Below are 15711 nucleotides of genomic sequence, written 5' to 3' on the forward strand. Positions count from 1 at the left end.
CTTCGATGTCAGCCGAACGGCGGCACGGTGGGGCGGGTGTCGGGAAGCTGGCCGGTGGCGGCGATGCGGGCGTACACCCTGCCGGAGTCCTTCACGGTCAGCCGGCCGGAGGGGTAGTCCACGTGCACCAGGCCGAACCGGGGGCGGTAGCCCAGCGCCCACTCGAAGTTGTCCAGCAGCGACCAGTGCAGGTAGCCCACCACGTCCGCGCCCGCGTCGACGGCCTGGTGCACCGCCCGCAGGTGGCCGAGCAGGAAGTCGATGCGCCGCTGGTCGTGCACCAGCCCGTCGTGGGTGGGGGTGTCGCCGTACACCGCTCCGTTCTCTGTGATCATCAGCGGGACCCCGGGGTGGTCGTGGTGCAACCGGATCAGCAGGTCGCGCAGGCTGTCCGGGGCCACCTCCCAGCCCTCGTCGGTGCGGGTCACGTCACCGGAGGGCCCCACCACCCGCCACGGGAAGGGACGCCCGGGGCCCGGCTGCGCCGCGGCCATGACCCGGCGGGTGTAGTAGTTGACGCCCAGGAAGTCGCTGCGGCCACCGATCAGCTCGGCGTCGCCGGGCCGGATGATGTCGTCGAGGCCGCCGCCCAGGGCCCGTTCGTAGTGCGCCCACATGTCCGCCGGGTAGCCGTCGCCGAGCAGCGGGTCGAGGTACCACCGGTTCACGTAGCCGTCCGAGCCCCGGGCGGCGGCGAGGTCGGCCGGGTCGTCGCTGGCCGGGTCGCACGGGAACAGACTCAGCGCGCAGCCGACCCGCGCCTGTGGCGCGCGGGCGTGGATCACGTCGGCGCCCGCGCCGTGCCCGAGCAGGACGTGGTGACCGGCCGCGACCGACGCGCGCAGGTCCCGGACGCCGGGGGCGTGCAGGCCGAGCTGGTAGCCCAGCAGCGCGATGATCCACGGCTCGTTCTGAGTGATCCACCAGTGCACCCGGTCGCCGAGCCGGTCGGCCACCGCCGCCGCGAACTCGGTGAACGCGTCCACACTGGAGCGGCCCACCCAGCCGCCGTCGGCCAGCAGCGCCTCCGGCATGTCCCAGTGGTTGAGCGTGAGGACCGGCGTCACGTCGCGGGCGAGCAGCGCGTCGACGAACCGCTCGTAGTGGTCCAGGCCGCGTGGCTCGACCCGGCCGCGACCCTGCGGCAGGATCCGGGACCAGGAGACCGAGAACCGGTACGCGCCCAGGCCGAGCCCGGCGACCAGCTCCACGTCGCGGTCCCACCGCCGGTACGAGTCGCAGGCCCGCGAGCCGTCGCCGCCGCCCTCGATGGTGCCCGGGCGCGCGGCGAAGGTGTCCCACACCGAGGGCCCCCGCCCGTCGGCGTCGAGGCTGCCCTCGATCTGGTACGCGGAGGTCGCCGCGCCCCAGAGGAAGCCGGGCGGGAAGCGGTGCGTCGTCATCGGTCACTTCCTCGAAGGTGCTGCCGGATCAGTCCGGCCGGTCGGACAGGACACGCAACAGCGCCGCCACGCCGCCGTGCGGCGAGCTGAGCACCGGTACCGCGACGTCGGCCAGCGCGGCGGCGCGGGCCATGGAGGCCTGGGCCAGCACGACCACGTCCGCGCCGGCCGCGGCGTGGACGACGGCCGCCGCGACGAGGCTGTCCACGCGTTCCCGGTCGCCGCGGTCCTGCGCCTCGGCGGCGTCCGCCACCAACTCCGCGGTCACCTCCACGGGCCGGCCGGCGCCGCGGGCCGCCCGCTCGACGAGCCGTCCGGTCGGCCCGAGCGTGGACGGGAGGGTGGCGAGCACGCGGATGCGTCCCCGTGCCCCGGGGGCGGCGGCGACGGCGACCGCCTCGTCGGCCATCGCCGCGTCCACCCGTACGACCGGAACGCGCACCCGCCCGGCCGCCGCCTCCGCCGCCTCGCCGATGGAGGAGCAGGTGACCAGGACAGCGTCGACCCCGACCGACTCCAGGTGGCGCAGGTGCGCGAGCACGATGTCCCGGACGGCCGGCGTGACGCCCTCGCGGCGTGCGGTGTCCAGCAGCCAGGCGTCGGCGACGTGGATCCGGCGGGGCGTCGCGATCGAGGCGCGCAGCAGGTCGTCGAACGTCGCGGCCAGCGCGGGAACGGTGTGCAACAGGCCGACCGTGCCCGGGTCGGCGGTCATGCCTTCCGCCACGGCGTCGCCTCCCGGTCGACCACCTCGACGAGCCGTTCGAGGCGGGGCACGGAGACCTCGGCCAGTGCCCGGTCCACGTCGGGGCGGCCCACCACGTCGCTCCACAGCGCACGGCCGGCGAGGAAGCCGCTGGCACCGCCCTGGCAGGCGGCCCTTACCGCGTCGAGGAAGTCGTCGCGGTGAACGCCCTGCGACAGCACCACCCAGGGGCCGGTGACGGCGGAGCCGAGGTCCTCGCACGCCCGCCGGAGCTCGTCCGTCGTGCCCCGGCCCTGCCGCGGCACCTGCGCCTTGTAGAGGCTGGGACGCAGCGGGGAGAGTTCCCGGGCCGCCTCGAGGATCGCCGCGTCCTGGTCCCACCGGCCGGCGGACAGTTCCTCGGGGGTGGCCCGGACCACCGGCTCCAGCACCGAGAGCACGTCGCGCTCCGCCGCCAGGCCGATGAACCGCCGGGCCAGTTCGACGCGTCGCTCGCGGTGCGCGTCGCGGCGCCAGAGCAGCAACAGCTTGATCGCCCGTACGCCAGTGAGGTCGAACTCCGGCGCGGCGACCACCTCGTCGAGCCGGGTGTCCTCGACCGGTTGGCCGGGCTCCTGGTCGAGGGCGTCGGCGGCGAGGATCAGCCCGCACCCGGCGGGCAGCAGCCCGTCGCGGCGGACCTGGTCGAGGCCGGTCGTCCGGTCGATGAGGAAGCCGGAGGCCAGCGGGCCGAGCGCGCGGGCCACCGCGGTCTTGAAGGCGACCATCCCGTCGTGGTCCGGCCGGCCGGCGCCCGCCTCGGCGAACATCGTGCGCAGGCTCTCCCGCTGGTCCATCGCCACCATCGCGAACCCGCCCGCCGGCCGCGCAATGGCGTCCAGGGTGGGCTCCGCGCTTCCCGATCCCGTCATCTGACCTCTTCTCCTCGCGAATCGTCGTCAGCCGCCTCGGCATCGGTCGCGGCCGTCACGAACCTGGCGAACGGCTCGTCGTAGTCCCGGCCGGCCCCCGCGACCGTCGGTCCTGGCTGCCAGGCCAGCGCGGGGGCCCCCGGCCCGGTCCGGTGCGCCCGGACGGCGGCGACGATCGCCGCGCCCGCGGCCACCGGCTGCGCCGCCGGCACCACCCGCAGCTCGGCGGGGAGGACGTGGGCCTTGACCCGGACCCAGGCGGGGCTGGCCGCGCCGGCCCCACCCAACAGGGTCACCGCCGCATCGGCGGGCCCGCCGGCGAGCCGGGCCTGCTCGTGCAGCATCCACCGGGTCTGCAGGCACAGTCCTTCGAACATCGCGCGGGCCAGCTCGGCCGGTGTGTGCGTGGGGCGCCGCCCGAGGATCCGCAGCCGGGCCCGCGGGGCGGGCGCCGGGGCCTGCCGCCCGGACAGGTACGGCAGGACGATCACGTCGGTGGGCCGGTCGCCGCGGCCGAGCACCTGGGCGGACAGCTCGGCAGCCGGGACGCCGCCCGACTCGTGGGCCAGCCACCAGGCGATGGTGGCTCCGGCGCTCGACGAGCCGGCGAGGATCGCCCGGTGCCGGCCGGCCACCGGGACGACCGTGCTCATGCCGGCCCGGGCCACGGCCACCGGGTCGGGGCAGCCGGCGACGACGGAGAGCACCGCCTCGGCCGTACCGAGCGAGTTCGCGACGTCGCCCGGCTCCCGCACCCCGCAGGCGTACGCGCCGACGGCGTGGTCGTGGCCCGCCACCACCACCGGTGTCCCGGCCCGCAGCCCGGCGTCCACGAAGGCCGGGTCCCGGACGGTGGCGGCGGACGTGCCCGGCGGCACGACGGTCGGCAGCTGCTCCGGTCGCAGGCCCACCTCGGCCAGCAGGTCGGTGTCGAAGGCCTCCGGCACCGGCTGGCCGGGGCGGGGCAACCGGTACGCCATGGTCCGCCCGGCCAGCGTGTGGTCGGTCGTCAGGTGGCCGGTGAGCAGCAGGCAGACGAGGTCCGCCGCGCCCGCCCAGGACGCCATGGCCCGCCACGTGTCCGGCCGGTTGGCCCGCAGCCACGCCCAGGTGGCCAGCGGGACCTTGGCGCTGGGTCGTACCCCCGTCGCCGCGACGAGGTGCGCCCAGCCGAGGCGGCGGGACAGCTCGGCGGCCTCGGCCCCGGCCCGGTGGCCGTCCCAGCGCAGCCAGGCACCGAGTGGCGTTCCGGTCGCGTCGAGCGGCACGCCGGTCTCGGCCATCGAGGCGATGCCCACGGCGTCCGGCGCCGGCGACCCGTGCAGCACCTGGCGGAGCAGGCCGACCAGCACGCGCCGCACGGAGTCGGGCGGGGGAGTGGGGGCGGTGGCGACGGCGCGTACCCGGACCGCGGAACCGTCGATCGCCACGAGGGCCACCTTGGTGTTGGTGGTTCCCACGTCGATGCCCACGCTCAGGCAGGCCCCGTCGGAGGGGCCGCCACGCGGCGCCTCCGGCGGGTCGGCCTCGACCGCGTCGGTGGGACGCGTGGCGCCATTCACGAGGCCATTCTGTTCGGTTTCGAACGAACGGGTCAAGGTCGATGTTCGGCGATTGACAAACGGGTGTGGTCGCACTTGGATGGACCGGTGCGCTACACGCAGGCTCCCGAGCGGCGCCGCGAACTCCTGCGCCGGGCGGCCGAGGCCGGCTACGTCTCCTCGACCGACGCCGCGGCCGAGCTGGGCGTGTCGGAGATGACCATCCGCCGTGACCTGCGGCAGTTGGCCGCCCAGGGACTGGTGAACCGGGTCGCCGGTGGCGCGAGCGCCCCCGTGCCGGCGTACGGCGTCCCGTTCGAGCAGCGCAGGGATGCCGCGACGGCGGAGAAGGAAGCGGTCGGCCGGGCCGCCGTGCCGCTCGTACCGGCGGGCGCGGTGGTGGCCCTCGACGCCGGCACCACGGTCGCGGCCCTCGCCGCCCGGCTGCCCGGTGGCCTCACCGTCGTCACCCACTCGATACCGGTGATCCTGGCGTGCACCGGGCGCGAGGACCTCGAGTTGATCTCCCTCGGCGGCGCCTACCACCGCGCGACCCGCTCCTTCACCGGGCCGATCACCCGTGCCGGCCTGGAGGACCTGGCGGTCGACGTGGCCGTGCTCTCCGCGACGGCCGCCGGGCCGACGGGGGTCTACTCCGCCAACGCCGCGGACGCCGAGATCAAGCGGGCGATGGCCCGCATCGCCCGCCGGGTGGTCCTGCTGCTCGACCACGGCAAGCTGGCGGCGCACGCCCCGATGCGGTTCCTGGACCTGGCGGCGGTCGACACGGTCGTCGTTGACGCGGGGACGGATGCCGACCAGCTCGCGCTGCTGCGGGCGACCTGCCGGGAGGTGGTGGTCGCGCCGCTGGACGCCGGGACGGCCGTCCCGGCGTCCCGGCCGGCGGCGAGCGCCACCCGGGTGGCCGGACCGTGACCGGGCCCTGGCTCGGTGCCGTGGCCGACGATTTCACGGGGGCCTGCGACCTCGCGGACGCGGTGAGCGAGGCGGGTGGGTCGGCGGTCGTGGTGGTGGGCCGCCCCACGGTGCCGCCGCCCGCCAGCGACTGCGTGGTCGTGGCGCTGAAGTCCCGGACCGCCCCGCGTGACCAGGCCGTCGCGGAGTCACTCGCCGCGGCGCGGTGGCTGCTCGACGCCGGCTGCACCACCCTCTACCAGAAGTACTGCTCGACGTTCGACTCCACCGACGCGGGCAACATCGGCCCGGTGGCGGACGCCCTGGTCGACCTCATCGGCGACGCCGTCGCGGTGGGCACGCCGGCCACGCCTCGGGTGGGCCGCACGGTCTACCAGGGGCACCTCTTCGTCGGCCGGCGACTGCTCTCCGAGTCGCCGCTGCGGGACCACCCGCTCACCCCGATGCGCGACCCCGACCTCGTGCGGGTGCTCTCCCGCCAGGCCGAGGGTGAGGTTGCGCTCGTCGACCAGACTACGGTCGCCGCTGGCCCGGCCGCCGTCACCGCAGCGGTTGAGGCCGCTCGCTGTAACGGCGCCCGACACGTGATCGTCGACGCCCTCGCCGACCGGGATCTGGACACGCTGGCCATCGCTCTGCTGGCAATGCCGAACGGGGTGCTGGCGGGCGGTGCCGCTGGGTTGGCGGCTGCGCTGGCACGGACATCCGGCACAGCGACGCGGACTTCGACGGCCGGAGCCTGTCGGAGCGGCGTCATCATCCCCGCGCGGACTGTACCGGTGGTGCCGGAGGGCCGGCAGCTGATCCTCTCTGGCAGCTGTTCTGAGCGGACCCGTGAACAGGTGGATGAGTTCCCTGGGCCTCGGGTGACGCTGTCCCCAGTCGACCTTGACATCGGCTTCGCCGAGACGGTCGACGCCGTGGCCGCTGCGGTGGCCGGGGCATACCGGAACACGAGCGGACCCGTTCTGGTCACCTCCTCGTCTGGTCCAGAGCACGTCGCGCGGCACGAATCCCGGCTCGGCCCGGGACGAGCCGCCGCACTACTGGAGGCGGCGACCGCACAGATTGCCAATCACGCGGTGGACACCCTCGGGGTCCGATGCCTGCTGGTGGCCGGCGGCGAGACGTCGGGAGCGGTGGTCCGGGCACTCAAGCTCGGCACACTGCGGGTGGGACCGACGGCCGGCCCGGGCCTGCCGTGGATGGTTTCCGAGGGCAGCCCCACGCTCGCCCTGTTGCTCAAGTCGGGGAATTTCGGCGAACCGGACCTGTTCACCACCGCCTGGCGGCACTGCCCCTGAGGACCAGCCGCAGTCGTCGCTGTCGCGAGACGGCTATCGGCCCCTCAGCGGTAGGCGATAGCCGGGTCTCCGATGTGACTCTGTCCGGCGCGACGGCCGGTGTCGATCCGGCCGCTGTGGACGGTGGGTAATCCAGACCAGTTACAGGATGCGTTCAGCGATCGATTGTTACCGTTCTCCCGCCGACGCTTGAAGGGGAGATCGGTGACGACCCTGTCGTCGGCACCAGACCCCGGCCCTCGGCCGCGACGTCACCCCGGCCCGGCGCTCCCGGCCACCGCCCTGCTGCTGCTCCCGGTGCTGGTGGCCGCCGGCGCGGTCGTCGTGTACCGGGCGACCGGCCGGTTCTGGGGCGACCTCGCGGCCTACCGGGCGGGCGCGCTGGCGCGCCTCGCCGACGTGCGTGCCGTCTGGCTGCCGGTGGCGGCGCTGACAGCGGTGGCCGGGATCGTCGTCGCGGCCCGCTGCGCCCGCGCCGGAGACGAGCTGCACGGCCCGCTGGCCTGCGCGACGACGGGCGTGTTCGTTCGCCGGTCTCCTGGCACCACCACTGGGTCTGGTGCCGGTCCTGGCTGGCACCGGCGCGCTCTGGCTCGCGTTCACCGTCGCGCACCTGGCGCTCAGTGGGCGCTGGTGGCTCTGGCTCGCGGTGGACGCCGTGCCGCCGCTCTTCTTTCTCCTGGCGCCCCTGGCGCTGGGGGCCGGCGCGGCGGCGGTCCGGCGGCGGCGCCGCACGGTGGCGCTGCTCGCCGCCGCCGCGTTGCTGCTCGGTGCGGGGCAGAGCGGCGTCAACGTCCGCCGGTGGCAGGGCGGGGACGGCCCGGCCCCGCCCGACGCCCTGCGCGTGTTCGTCTGGAATTACTGGGACGAGGGGGTGCCCCTATGGGTTTGGGCAAGTCTCTGCGGTGGTGTCGGCCTCGGCGTATTCGTAGATCCAGCCTGCGGATGTGTCGGGGGCTCGGACTGCCAGGTATGTGTGTTTGACGGCAGGGTTCCAGGGTCCTGGTGCTCGACCTGGGCGGCCTCGGAAGCCTGCGGGTGGCAGTCCTGCCTGGTCGAGCTCAACGATTTTGGTCTGCCCGTTGAACGGGCCGCCGACGATCTTGATGCCGACGGTGTCGTTGACGACTTCGCCCGCGAGCCAGCGACGGATGAGCGCCAGATGCTCGGAAGTCTCGTCCTTCATGCTCGAAGCTGACCATGGGCTTGGGTCGAGGGCAAGCAAGTCTCAAGTCGCTTTGACGGGTTGGGGTTCGTAGAAGGTTCCGTCGGGGAGCATGGCGAAGAGGACGTCGGTCCGGCGCCGGGCGAGGCAGAGCAGGGCCTGGGTGTGGTGCTTGCCCTGGGCGATCTTCTTATCGTAGTAGGCCTGGGACGCCGGGTCGCCCAGGGCCGCAAACGCGGAAAGGGAAGAAAACCCGTTTGAGCTGTTTGTTTCCTCTCTTGGAGGGCTGTTCGCCGCGGATGGAGGAGCCCGAGTTCCGGGTGGCCGGGGCGAGACCCGCGTAGGCGGCGAGGTGGCCGGCGGTCGGGAAGGTGCTGCCGTCGCCACCTCGATCAGGATGCGGGCGCCGGTCCTGACGCCGACGCCGGCATCGAGGTCAGGACCTTGGAAAGAGGGTGGGCGTCCAGGAGTTCCTCGATCCGTCCGGCCAGTCGATGCCTCCGGGCCCGGTGACACCACCCCCCGGATCATGAACAACAAGGAGGGGAAGTCATGCCGGACCCGAAGGCCGGAGGCCCCATTGCGGAGCCACGAAAAAGGTAACGGGGGGGCGAGACCGAGGCGCTGTACGGGTCGCTGCGCGACGCGGACGCCGACGTCTACCTGTTGCAGGAATACTGGTACGAGAAGAGCGCCGGACCGACGCCGGCCACGCTCGACCGGCTGCGCGCCGAGTTCCCCGGCTTCCAGGTCGTGGTCGCCGGCGAGCTGGTCACCCGTCTCCCGCCTGCCGGTGCTGCGGCAGGTGCCGCTGGAGCCGGCCGGCCTGCCGCCGGCGGTGGCGGGAGCCGGCGACCAGTGGCGCTACAAGACCCTCCGCACCGACCTGGACCTCGGCGGCGGCCGCGTGCTGTCGGCGTACAACCTGCATCTGCCCGTGCAGCTCTCGCCCGAGCACGGCCCGTTCGACGGAGACTTCTACCGGGTGCTGCGCGAGCAGCACGCCCAGCGGGAACCGCAGTGGCGGGCGCTGGCCCGTGACGTGGGGTCCAACCCCCATCCGGTGCTGCTCGCCGGGGACCTGAACACCAGCCCGGCGATGGGTGACCTGCGCAAGCTGCCCGACGGCCTGCGCGACGCCGGTCACGCGATGCCGTCGCTCTACCCGGCCCGTGCGCAGACACCCGCCGGCCGGGATCGCTCGCCGGGCCCGGCCGCCGGTTCCGGTCCTCCTGACGCGGTCAGAGCCCGGCCGCGGCGTCATACCGGCGACGCAGGTCTGCCATTTCCGGCCCGGTCAGCGCCTCCTCGCGCGCCTGCTCCACGTACTTCTGCGGGAACATCTCGCGCAACCGGTCGACGAACGCGACATCGGCGCTCGCCTCGACCGTCCGAATGCCGGGGGGCTCGATGGACATGTCCATGATCACTGGACCGACGAGCTTGACGGCCCAGTCCCACGGACGCTTCTGCTCGGCGATCCCGCAGAGGCGGAAGCCGTAGACCGTTCGCACGTCGGCGAGGGCGGTGGCTTCCGCCGGCTCGTGACCGTAGACGCGGACTCCGCAGATCACCGCCGGTTTCGCCCGGCCCTCGGTGGCGGCCGGTGCGTCATGTCCAGCGTGGTGGTGTTGCCCCGGGTCCACCTGTTCGAGCGTGCTCCGCATTCGGGCCATGATCCGTGTCCGCAGATCCGTCGGCTCGGCTTCCGATCCGGCCGAGTTGGTCAGTACGACCGCGCCGGCCGTCAAGGTCAGGATCGCTGCCACCCACACGAATCGATTTCGGTACCATCCCGCGAAACTCTGCCGGGAGAACATGCTCACCTCTTGTCTGGTCGCCGTTTCCGGTGCCCTGGCAGACGGCCCGGATGCCTCCGGCCGGTCGGATCTCCGGCGTCGGCTGTGGTGGGACACGTACGGCGGGGACGGTTGCCCAGGGGTGTGCCCGTCGTACGTGGAGACGGCCCGACGAGGCGGCGCGCGAGGGCCGGTGAGACCGGCGCGCTACCGGTGCTGCTGCTCCCGTGCTGCCGTTCCCAGCGCGGTTGCCCCCGCGCTGCGGCGATGTGAGCCATTGCAACACGACCCGGACCGCTCCGGCAACATCGACGATGCTCGTCGTCGTGCCGGGTACGCAGGTGAGCAGACACGTTGTCCCGGCTCGGGTTGGCGAGGGGTCCGGTCAGGGTGGGTCGAACCGGCCCTGACACGCCGCAGCCGTGGGCATCCGGTGGCACGGGACCAGGTTCGGGGGATTCAACACCGGAAAGGTGGCGGAACTCCGGATCCAGTACTGCTCCGGGTGCCGGGGCCGGGCCTCCACGACGAACGGCTTCTCCCCGTCGCGGAGAATCAGCTTTCCGCCACCCTGCGGCGTGGAATCGTGGTAAGTGGCCTCGATCTCCCAACTACAGGACTTTTCCCCGGTGACCGCCTCCACACGCAGCCCGCCGGGGGACATGCCACCACCCAGGTCGATCTTACGGCGACTGAAGTACGGCCGTCCCTGCTCCTCGACGTCATCGGCGATGTACGGGATCGGATCCTCTTCGGTCAGATCGAAGAGCATCCCTTCGTAAGCGGCACCGCCCTCCGGGGCGACGTCGATCACCGCCTTGGCCGTCGACGGCTGGCAGGAGACGTTGACCGCGTGCATGTCGATGATCGAGAGCTGGGTCGTCCGGTCACTGATGATGTTCATGGTGAAGACCGCCGCGTCACTGGTGGACGGGTCTGTGAAGCCACCCGGCAAGCCACCGATCATCGACGGAAAGGGAAGCAGACGTCCACCCAACGTACGGAGGAAGCGCCAGATCTCCACGTCGGATCCGAGCGACTCCAGCTTCACCTGCTCCGGTTGGGTCAACGGCCGGTCGAGGACGATCCGCCAGAACTCGGGGATGGTGCGGTCGTACTTCACCGAAGCGACGAAGGGTGTCTTGGCCTGGTCGTGCCGCTGGCCGGCGTCCAGGTCCGTCCCGACCCGTGAATCCGCGGTCTCCCGGTTGAAGAAGTGGGTGACGACCAGAGTCGCCAGTAGGGACACGATGGCCACCGCGATCATGATGAGTAGAAACTTCGGCTTCTCCGGCGGCGGAAGATCCTTCATGCCGGGCGCGATCTGCTCCCCGGCGTGGGCGAGGAGTGAACGACCTTTCGGTGGCGCCGGTTCCGTAGCCGGTGGCCCCGGTTCCGCTGCCGCGGGTGGCGGCGCAGCGGTGGTCTTCTCGCCGTCCTTGTCTGCTCCCGGTAGCGGCGGTTCTGGTGCCATGTCCTTCTCCTGACCATCGTCGTCGCTCATGAGCACGGGTGGCGTGACCCGTCGTTCCTCCTGTCCGGTCACTGAGGCGGTGTCGCGATCGCCGTCACCGCGGGGTGAACGACCCGCTGCTCAGGCCCCGAGAACCAGGTCAACGCGGTGGCGCTCTGACCGTCGGTCGACGGCGCCAGGCTGGCGAAGACCAGCCCGGACCTGGTGCGTACCGACTGCGTCGGCAGTTGGCCCCTTACCCGGCTCCAGGAGCTGTTCGCCTCCAGACGCCACAGGACCGGGGCGCCGTAGGCCCAGGCGGATGCCTCCCCGCAGGACCAACCGATCGTGGTGGCGTACAGCAGGCCGTCCTCCCACCAGAGGTCGACCACCCGGGAACCCCGACCATCCGCGCCGAACGGGGTGGGGCCCTCCGCCACATCGAGGCCAGGGGTCGCCTGCCTACGTCCGGTGGCTGGATCCAGGACGGTGACGGTCGCGTTCTCCCGGCAGGCGTCGAAGTGACCGCCTTCGACGAAGGCCATTCGGGCTCCGCCGTAGGCGGTCGTGGCGGCGGCGGTCCCCCGGGAGACTGCGATGTTTCCCTTCGTCATGCCGATCCGCTTGACCTGCCCGTCCGAGGAGGCGAGCAGCAACTGCTCCGGTCCACCGTAGGCCGCCGTGCTGTCGAGATCGGCGCCAGCGAAGAGGGCCACCTCCGGCAGGCCAGCCAGGGCGGTGAGCTGCTGACTGAACCGCACCGGGGCGTCCACCGGTTCAGATGTGCCGTCCCGCCCCCGGGTCAACGCCAGCCGGTGGATCCTCCGCTTTCCGTCCACGACGAGGACCTCGTCCGTACCGACGGAGATGCTGCTTGAGCAGCCGACACAGGGGAGGGAGAAGCTGGTCGCGGTCGTGCGGTCGATGACCGCGACCGTCGCCTCGTCCGTGCCTGCGGCGGTCACTGCGAAGACGTACCGTCCGCTACTGGTCCAGCCCGGTGCCGTGTGGTACCCGGAGAAGTCGCCCTCGATCCGACTTACCAGTCGACCGTCGACAAGCAGGGCCAGCTCGTCTGCGGCGAGATAGGCCAGGGTGGGTGGCTTCGAGGGCTCCGCGGGCGCGCTGGACGATCCGTCGGACGGGTCGGCCAGCGTCGCGGGATCCCGGATGAGGTGATGGATCAGAAGCCCCAGCAGTACGGCCGACAGAACGGTTGCGGCCATCACCACAGACTGCACCCGAGACATACGCATCGACGGACGACCCTCCACCTGACGTCGTACCTCGAGTTTAGGCTGCGGCTGTGACGGTCGCACTCCCCTCTGTCATCGCCCGGTCGGGCCAGACTCAGTGCGCCAGCTGACGACACCGCCGAGCAGGGTTCCGAGAGGCCGGTCCCGGTGACGTCAGCGACTGAACGACGATGCCGGACGTGGGTGTCCATCGCCGTCGCCTCGGACACCATGCCGTACGTCCTGTGCCAGAGGCCGCGTGCGTCGTCCCGGCACCCCATTGGAGGTGACCGTCGTGCTCAACTTCGCCCCGTGTGAGCGATCCGATCCGGCCGCTGGTCGGTGAGAAGGTCGCGGACGCGGCGCCGCCCCCGACCGGTTGATCAGCAGAAACGGTCGATGGTGACCGGTATCAGTCCCTGCGCGCGCATATGTGTGGTCAGCTCCCGTAGCAGGAACCCGACCGTCTCGTCCCGGCTTCCGGCCAGCTCGCAGGTCACATCGAGGCACCAGGCGCTGCCAGCGCCGACGCGGCGCAGATCCCAGGTGAAGACGTCGCCGCGAGTGCGGTGTCCGGCGGTTCCGACGACCCGGGTGCCCGGATCGGTGACGTCGCCCGTCGCCGACATCTGCCAGGACGCGCACAGGGCCGCCAGGCCGTCCGGGGACAATTCGTTGGCGAACAGGATGCGATAGACGCGCGTCTCGTGAAAGCCAGGCCTGACTTCGGGCGTACTCAGCCGTAGCGCACCTGGCATTCTGGCCGCTGGCCAGTCGATGAAGTGGGCGCGAAGGGTGGCCTCGGACGGCAGTTCGTCGCCGCAGGATTCCCGGTAGATCGCGGCTGCGGTGGCCCGGTCGACCGGCATGACCCGTCGTCGCAGGCCGGCATCGGCGCGAATGCGTTGACTGGTGACCGAGGCGTCACACCACCGACGGTCCCACACGGTCCACCCGGTGCTGACGAGCCCCACGGCAGAGTGATCCTCGGCGAGTAGGAACTCCTCGGCGAGTATGCCTTCGAGCTCCGCCGGATTACCGCCGATCACGGGCACGGCGTGGAGCAGGTAGTAGTCCAGCAGCGGTGGCGAACCACGATGGCCGAGCGGAGCCGAGGGGGATGGGAACAGGTGCGCGCCCGACAAGGAGGTCACCCGCGCATCATCCGGCATGTCCGCTGGCAGCCGACGCGCGACGCACCGAAGCTGAGTTCCCGGCCGGACGCGGCGGGCCGCGCCGGACAGGTGCCCGACGCGGCCGGAGATCGGTGCCGACCGCTGCCGGCCGACACCGGGCGTCGCACGCCAGGGTGGAGATCGGTACGCCCGTCAGGCCGTCACACCGGACGAATCCGGTGACGCCGGTGCTGTTGTTCCTGACGTGGTACCAGCCCCACCTGTCGTTACCCACCGCGCCGCACCGCAGGGTCGCGCTCTGGCCCGCGTAGCCCAGGCCCAGCACCGTGCAGGTCGTCGACAGCCGGTGCGCGGATGCCGTCGCCCGAGGAGCCGACGCCGTGCGGCTCGTAGGAGCCGGGCAGCCAGCCGCAGCGCGGCGCCGGCGGCCGGTCGCCCGAGCCTGGTCGGCCGGCCCGGCGGGACGGTCGCGAACGCCGCACCGGTCGGGGTGACGGGGATTGTGTCGACCTTCGCCGATAGGTAACGTAGCGCATCGATATGGCTACCCACTGCTGTCGTCGGAGGTGGTCCATGTGACACGTGCCGTGGAGGCGGAACTGCCCCAATGGCCGCCGGTCAATCCCACCCGAGGTCCGTTCACCCCGTTGGACGAAGCCGAACGAGACCGCTACGTCGGCCCGGTGCGGCGGGTGCGGCTGCCCACCGGGGCTCCGGCCTGGCTGGTCACCCGGCACGCCGACGTCCGCCAACTGCTGCGCCACCCCGCTTTCAGCTCCGACTTCCGCCGCCCCGGCTTTCCGTTGCTGCGCCCGCTGCCGCCGCAGGCGGCCGAGGACGGCAGGGGCTCGTTCATCCAGATGGACGGCGGCGAGCACTCCCGCCTGCGGAGGATGCTCACCGCCGAATTCATGATCAAAAATGTCCGCCGGATCGAGCCGCTGATCCAGCGCACCGTCGACGAGGCGCTCGACGTCCTGGCTGCCGCCGGGCCTCCGGCCGACCTGGTGTCGTCCTTCGCCCTGCCGCTGCCGTCCATGGTGATCTGTCACCTGCTCGGCGTCCCCTATGCCGACCACGACTTCTTCCAGACCCGCAGCCGCACCCTGCTCGACCGCGAGATGCCGCCGGCGCGGGTCCAGCGCGACTTCGAGGAGCTGCGTGACTACATTCGGGCGCTGGTCGACGCCAAGCGAGCCCGGCCCGAAGGGGCGGACGACCTGCTCAGCCGGCTGATCCGGGAACGGGTCGAGCCGGGGGAGCTCGATGTGGACGAACTGGTCGGGATGGCGCTGCTGCTGCTCATCGCCGGCCACGAGACCACCGCCAACATGATCGGGCTGAGTGTCCTGCGACTGACCCGGGACCCGGGGCAGTACGCGATCCTGCGTGACGAGCCCGAACGGGCGGCGGAGCTGGTGGAGGAGTTGCTGCGCTACCTGAGCATCGTGCGGTCCGGCCTGCTCCGGGTGGCCACCGAGGACGTCACGATCGGTGGTCGGCTGATCCGGGCCGGTGAGGGCGCGGTCGTGCTGATCTCCCTGGCCAACCGGGACGCCGACGTCTTCGACGAGCCCGACCGGTTCGATCCGTACCGGCAGGCGCACCAGCAGGTGGCCTTCGGGTTCGGGGTGCACCAGTGCATCGGGCAGCCGCTCGCCCGGGCCGAGCTACGTATCGCGCTGGTGGCGCTGGCCCGCCGCTTTCCCGGCCTTCAGGTGACGGCCGCGCCCGAGGAGCTGAGGATCCGGGACAGCTCGGTCGTCTTCGGACTCGACGCGCTGCCGGTGACCTGGTGACCGCCGGCGGCCGGCCCGTCGGCGAGGAGGCGCCGGTGCGGGTGGAGGTCGACCGGGACGCCTGCTGCGGGTCGGGCAACTGCGTGCTCGCCGCGCCGGAGGTCTTCGCGCAGGACGACTCCGACGGGCTGGTGCTGCTGCGGGCCGCCGCGCCGCCGGCGGGAAGCGGCGAGCGGGTCCGTCGCGCCGCCGATCTCTGCCCGGCCGGGGCCATCCGGATCGTCTGAGGCCACCGGAGCCTGCGCTCGTCGACCTCCGGGAGCGCCGACCCCGGGGCCGTGCGTCACCCTTGCCAGGCGTACGCCGGGCGACGCTGACTGCCG

Annotated in this window: 14 protein-coding genes and 1 pseudogene; 5 read left to right on the forward strand and 10 right to left on the reverse strand. The window is 72.5% G+C overall.

The window, feature by feature from the left end; all coding sequences use genetic code 11:
- Nucleotides 1–8: 8 nt before the first annotated feature.
- Genes OG989_RS19185 through OG989_RS19200 form a run of 4 tightly spaced genes read right to left on the reverse strand, consistent with a single transcriptional unit; the run spans nt 9 to nt 4582 of the window.
- Nucleotides 9–1403: a GH1 family beta-glucosidase gene (locus OG989_RS19185; RefSeq protein WP_327027888.1), complete on the reverse strand. Its 1395-nt coding sequence runs from the start codon at nt 1401–1403 to the stop codon at nt 9–11.
- Between the two features lie 28 nt (nt 1404–1431).
- Nucleotides 1432–2130, reverse strand: a complete 699-nt coding sequence (locus OG989_RS19190; RefSeq protein ID WP_327027890.1) for an aspartate/glutamate racemase family protein — start codon at nt 2128–2130, stop codon at nt 1432–1434.
- Nucleotides 2115–3020, reverse strand: coding sequence for a hypothetical protein (locus tag OG989_RS19195; protein ID WP_327027892.1), 906 nt, complete (start codon nt 3018–3020; stop codon nt 2115–2117). Before OG989_RS19195 ends, OG989_RS19190 begins: the two co-directional genes overlap by 16 nt.
- A complete protein-coding gene (locus OG989_RS19200) occupies nt 3017–4582 on the reverse strand; it encodes an FGGY-family carbohydrate kinase (protein WP_327027893.1) in 1566 nt (521 codons plus the stop codon). Before OG989_RS19200 ends, OG989_RS19195 begins: the two co-directional genes overlap by 4 nt.
- A gap of 87 nt (nt 4583–4669) precedes the next feature.
- On the opposite strand from OG989_RS19200, the gene OG989_RS19205 reads away from it, so the two are divergent.
- The 3 genes from OG989_RS19205 (at nt 4670) to OG989_RS19215 (ending at nt 7999) form a co-directional block, all read left to right on the forward strand.
- On the forward strand, nt 4670–5497 hold the full coding sequence (locus tag OG989_RS19205) for a DeoR/GlpR family DNA-binding transcription regulator (RefSeq protein ID WP_327027894.1): 828 nt from the start codon (nt 4670–4672) through the stop codon (nt 5495–5497).
- 20 nt (nt 5498–5517) lie between these two features.
- Nucleotides 5518–6801 (forward strand): 3-oxo-tetronate kinase, encoded by a 1284-nt coding sequence (otnK, locus tag OG989_RS19210; protein ID WP_327031204.1) that lies wholly within the window; start codon nt 5518–5520, stop codon nt 6799–6801.
- A gap of 559 nt (nt 6802–7360) precedes the next feature.
- Complete coding sequence (locus tag OG989_RS19215; protein ID WP_327027896.1) at nt 7361–7999, forward strand: hypothetical protein; 639 nt, start codon at nt 7361–7363, stop codon at nt 7997–7999.
- A gap of 30 nt (nt 8000–8029) precedes the next feature.
- Here OG989_RS19215 and OG989_RS19220 read toward each other — a convergent pair.
- The 6 genes and pseudogenes from OG989_RS19220 to OG989_RS19245 all read right to left on the reverse strand — a co-directional run.
- A pseudogene (locus OG989_RS19220) lies at nt 8030–8433 on the reverse strand (transposase); the annotation flags it as partial.
- 305 nt (nt 8434–8738) lie between these two features.
- Nucleotides 8739–9026: a hypothetical protein gene (locus tag OG989_RS19225; RefSeq protein ID WP_151453028.1), complete on the reverse strand. Its 288-nt coding sequence runs from the start codon at nt 9024–9026 to the stop codon at nt 8739–8741.
- A gap of 181 nt (nt 9027–9207) precedes the next feature.
- Nucleotides 9208–9786: a hypothetical protein gene (locus tag OG989_RS19230; protein WP_151453039.1), complete on the reverse strand. Its 579-nt coding sequence runs from the start codon at nt 9784–9786 to the stop codon at nt 9208–9210.
- 364 nt (nt 9787–10150) lie between these two features.
- Complete coding sequence (locus OG989_RS19235; RefSeq protein WP_151453027.1) at nt 10151–11311, reverse strand: hypothetical protein; 1161 nt, start codon at nt 11309–11311, stop codon at nt 10151–10153.
- A complete protein-coding gene (locus OG989_RS19240; protein WP_151453026.1) occupies nt 11308–12444 on the reverse strand; it encodes a hypothetical protein in 1137 nt (378 codons plus the stop codon). Before OG989_RS19240 ends, OG989_RS19235 begins: the two co-directional genes overlap by 4 nt.
- Before the next feature lie 392 nt (nt 12445–12836).
- Nucleotides 12837–13607, reverse strand: coding sequence for a hypothetical protein (locus OG989_RS19245; RefSeq protein WP_225851966.1), 771 nt, complete (start codon nt 13605–13607; stop codon nt 12837–12839).
- A gap of 557 nt (nt 13608–14164) precedes the next feature.
- Between OG989_RS19245 and OG989_RS19250 the strand changes: the two genes are divergently transcribed.
- Together OG989_RS19250 and OG989_RS19255 are read left to right on the forward strand one after the other, a co-directional pair.
- Nucleotides 14165–15388 carry a cytochrome P450 gene (locus OG989_RS19250; protein WP_327027898.1) on the forward strand — a complete coding sequence of 408 codons (1224 nt, stop codon included), beginning with the start codon at nt 14165–14167 and terminating at the stop codon, nt 15386–15388.
- The gene (locus OG989_RS19255; RefSeq protein WP_225851965.1) at nt 15385–15615 is read left to right on the forward strand and encodes a ferredoxin; all 231 of its coding nucleotides are present in this window, start codon (nt 15385–15387) and stop codon (nt 15613–15615) included. Before OG989_RS19250 ends, OG989_RS19255 begins: the two co-directional genes overlap by 4 nt.
- Nucleotides 15616–15711 lie beyond the last annotated feature (96 nt).

Source organism: Micromonospora sp. NBC_01740, from assembly GCF_035920365.1.
Lineage (GTDB): Bacteria > Actinomycetota > Actinomycetes > Mycobacteriales > Micromonosporaceae > Micromonospora > Micromonospora reichwaldensis.

Bases quoted from the DNA above. Each gene is read 5' to 3' on its own strand.
- OG989_RS19185 (WP_327027888.1), bottom strand. From the start codon at position 1,403: ATGACGACGCACCGCTTCCCGCCCGGCTTCCTCTGGGGCGCGGCGACC.
- OG989_RS19195 (WP_327027892.1), bottom strand. From the start codon at position 3,020: ATGACGGGATCGGGAAGCGCGGAGCCCACCCTGGACGCCATTGCGCGG.
- OG989_RS19225 (WP_151453028.1), bottom strand. From the start codon at position 9,026: ATGGGGGTTGGACCCCACGTCACGGGCCAGCGCCCGCCACTGCGGTTC.
- OG989_RS19230 (WP_151453039.1), bottom strand. From the start codon at position 9,786: ATGTTCTCCCGGCAGAGTTTCGCGGGATGGTACCGAAATCGATTCGTG.
- OG989_RS19240 (WP_151453026.1), bottom strand. From the start codon at position 12,444: ATGGCCGCAACCGTTCTGTCGGCCGTACTGCTGGGGCTTCTGATCCAT.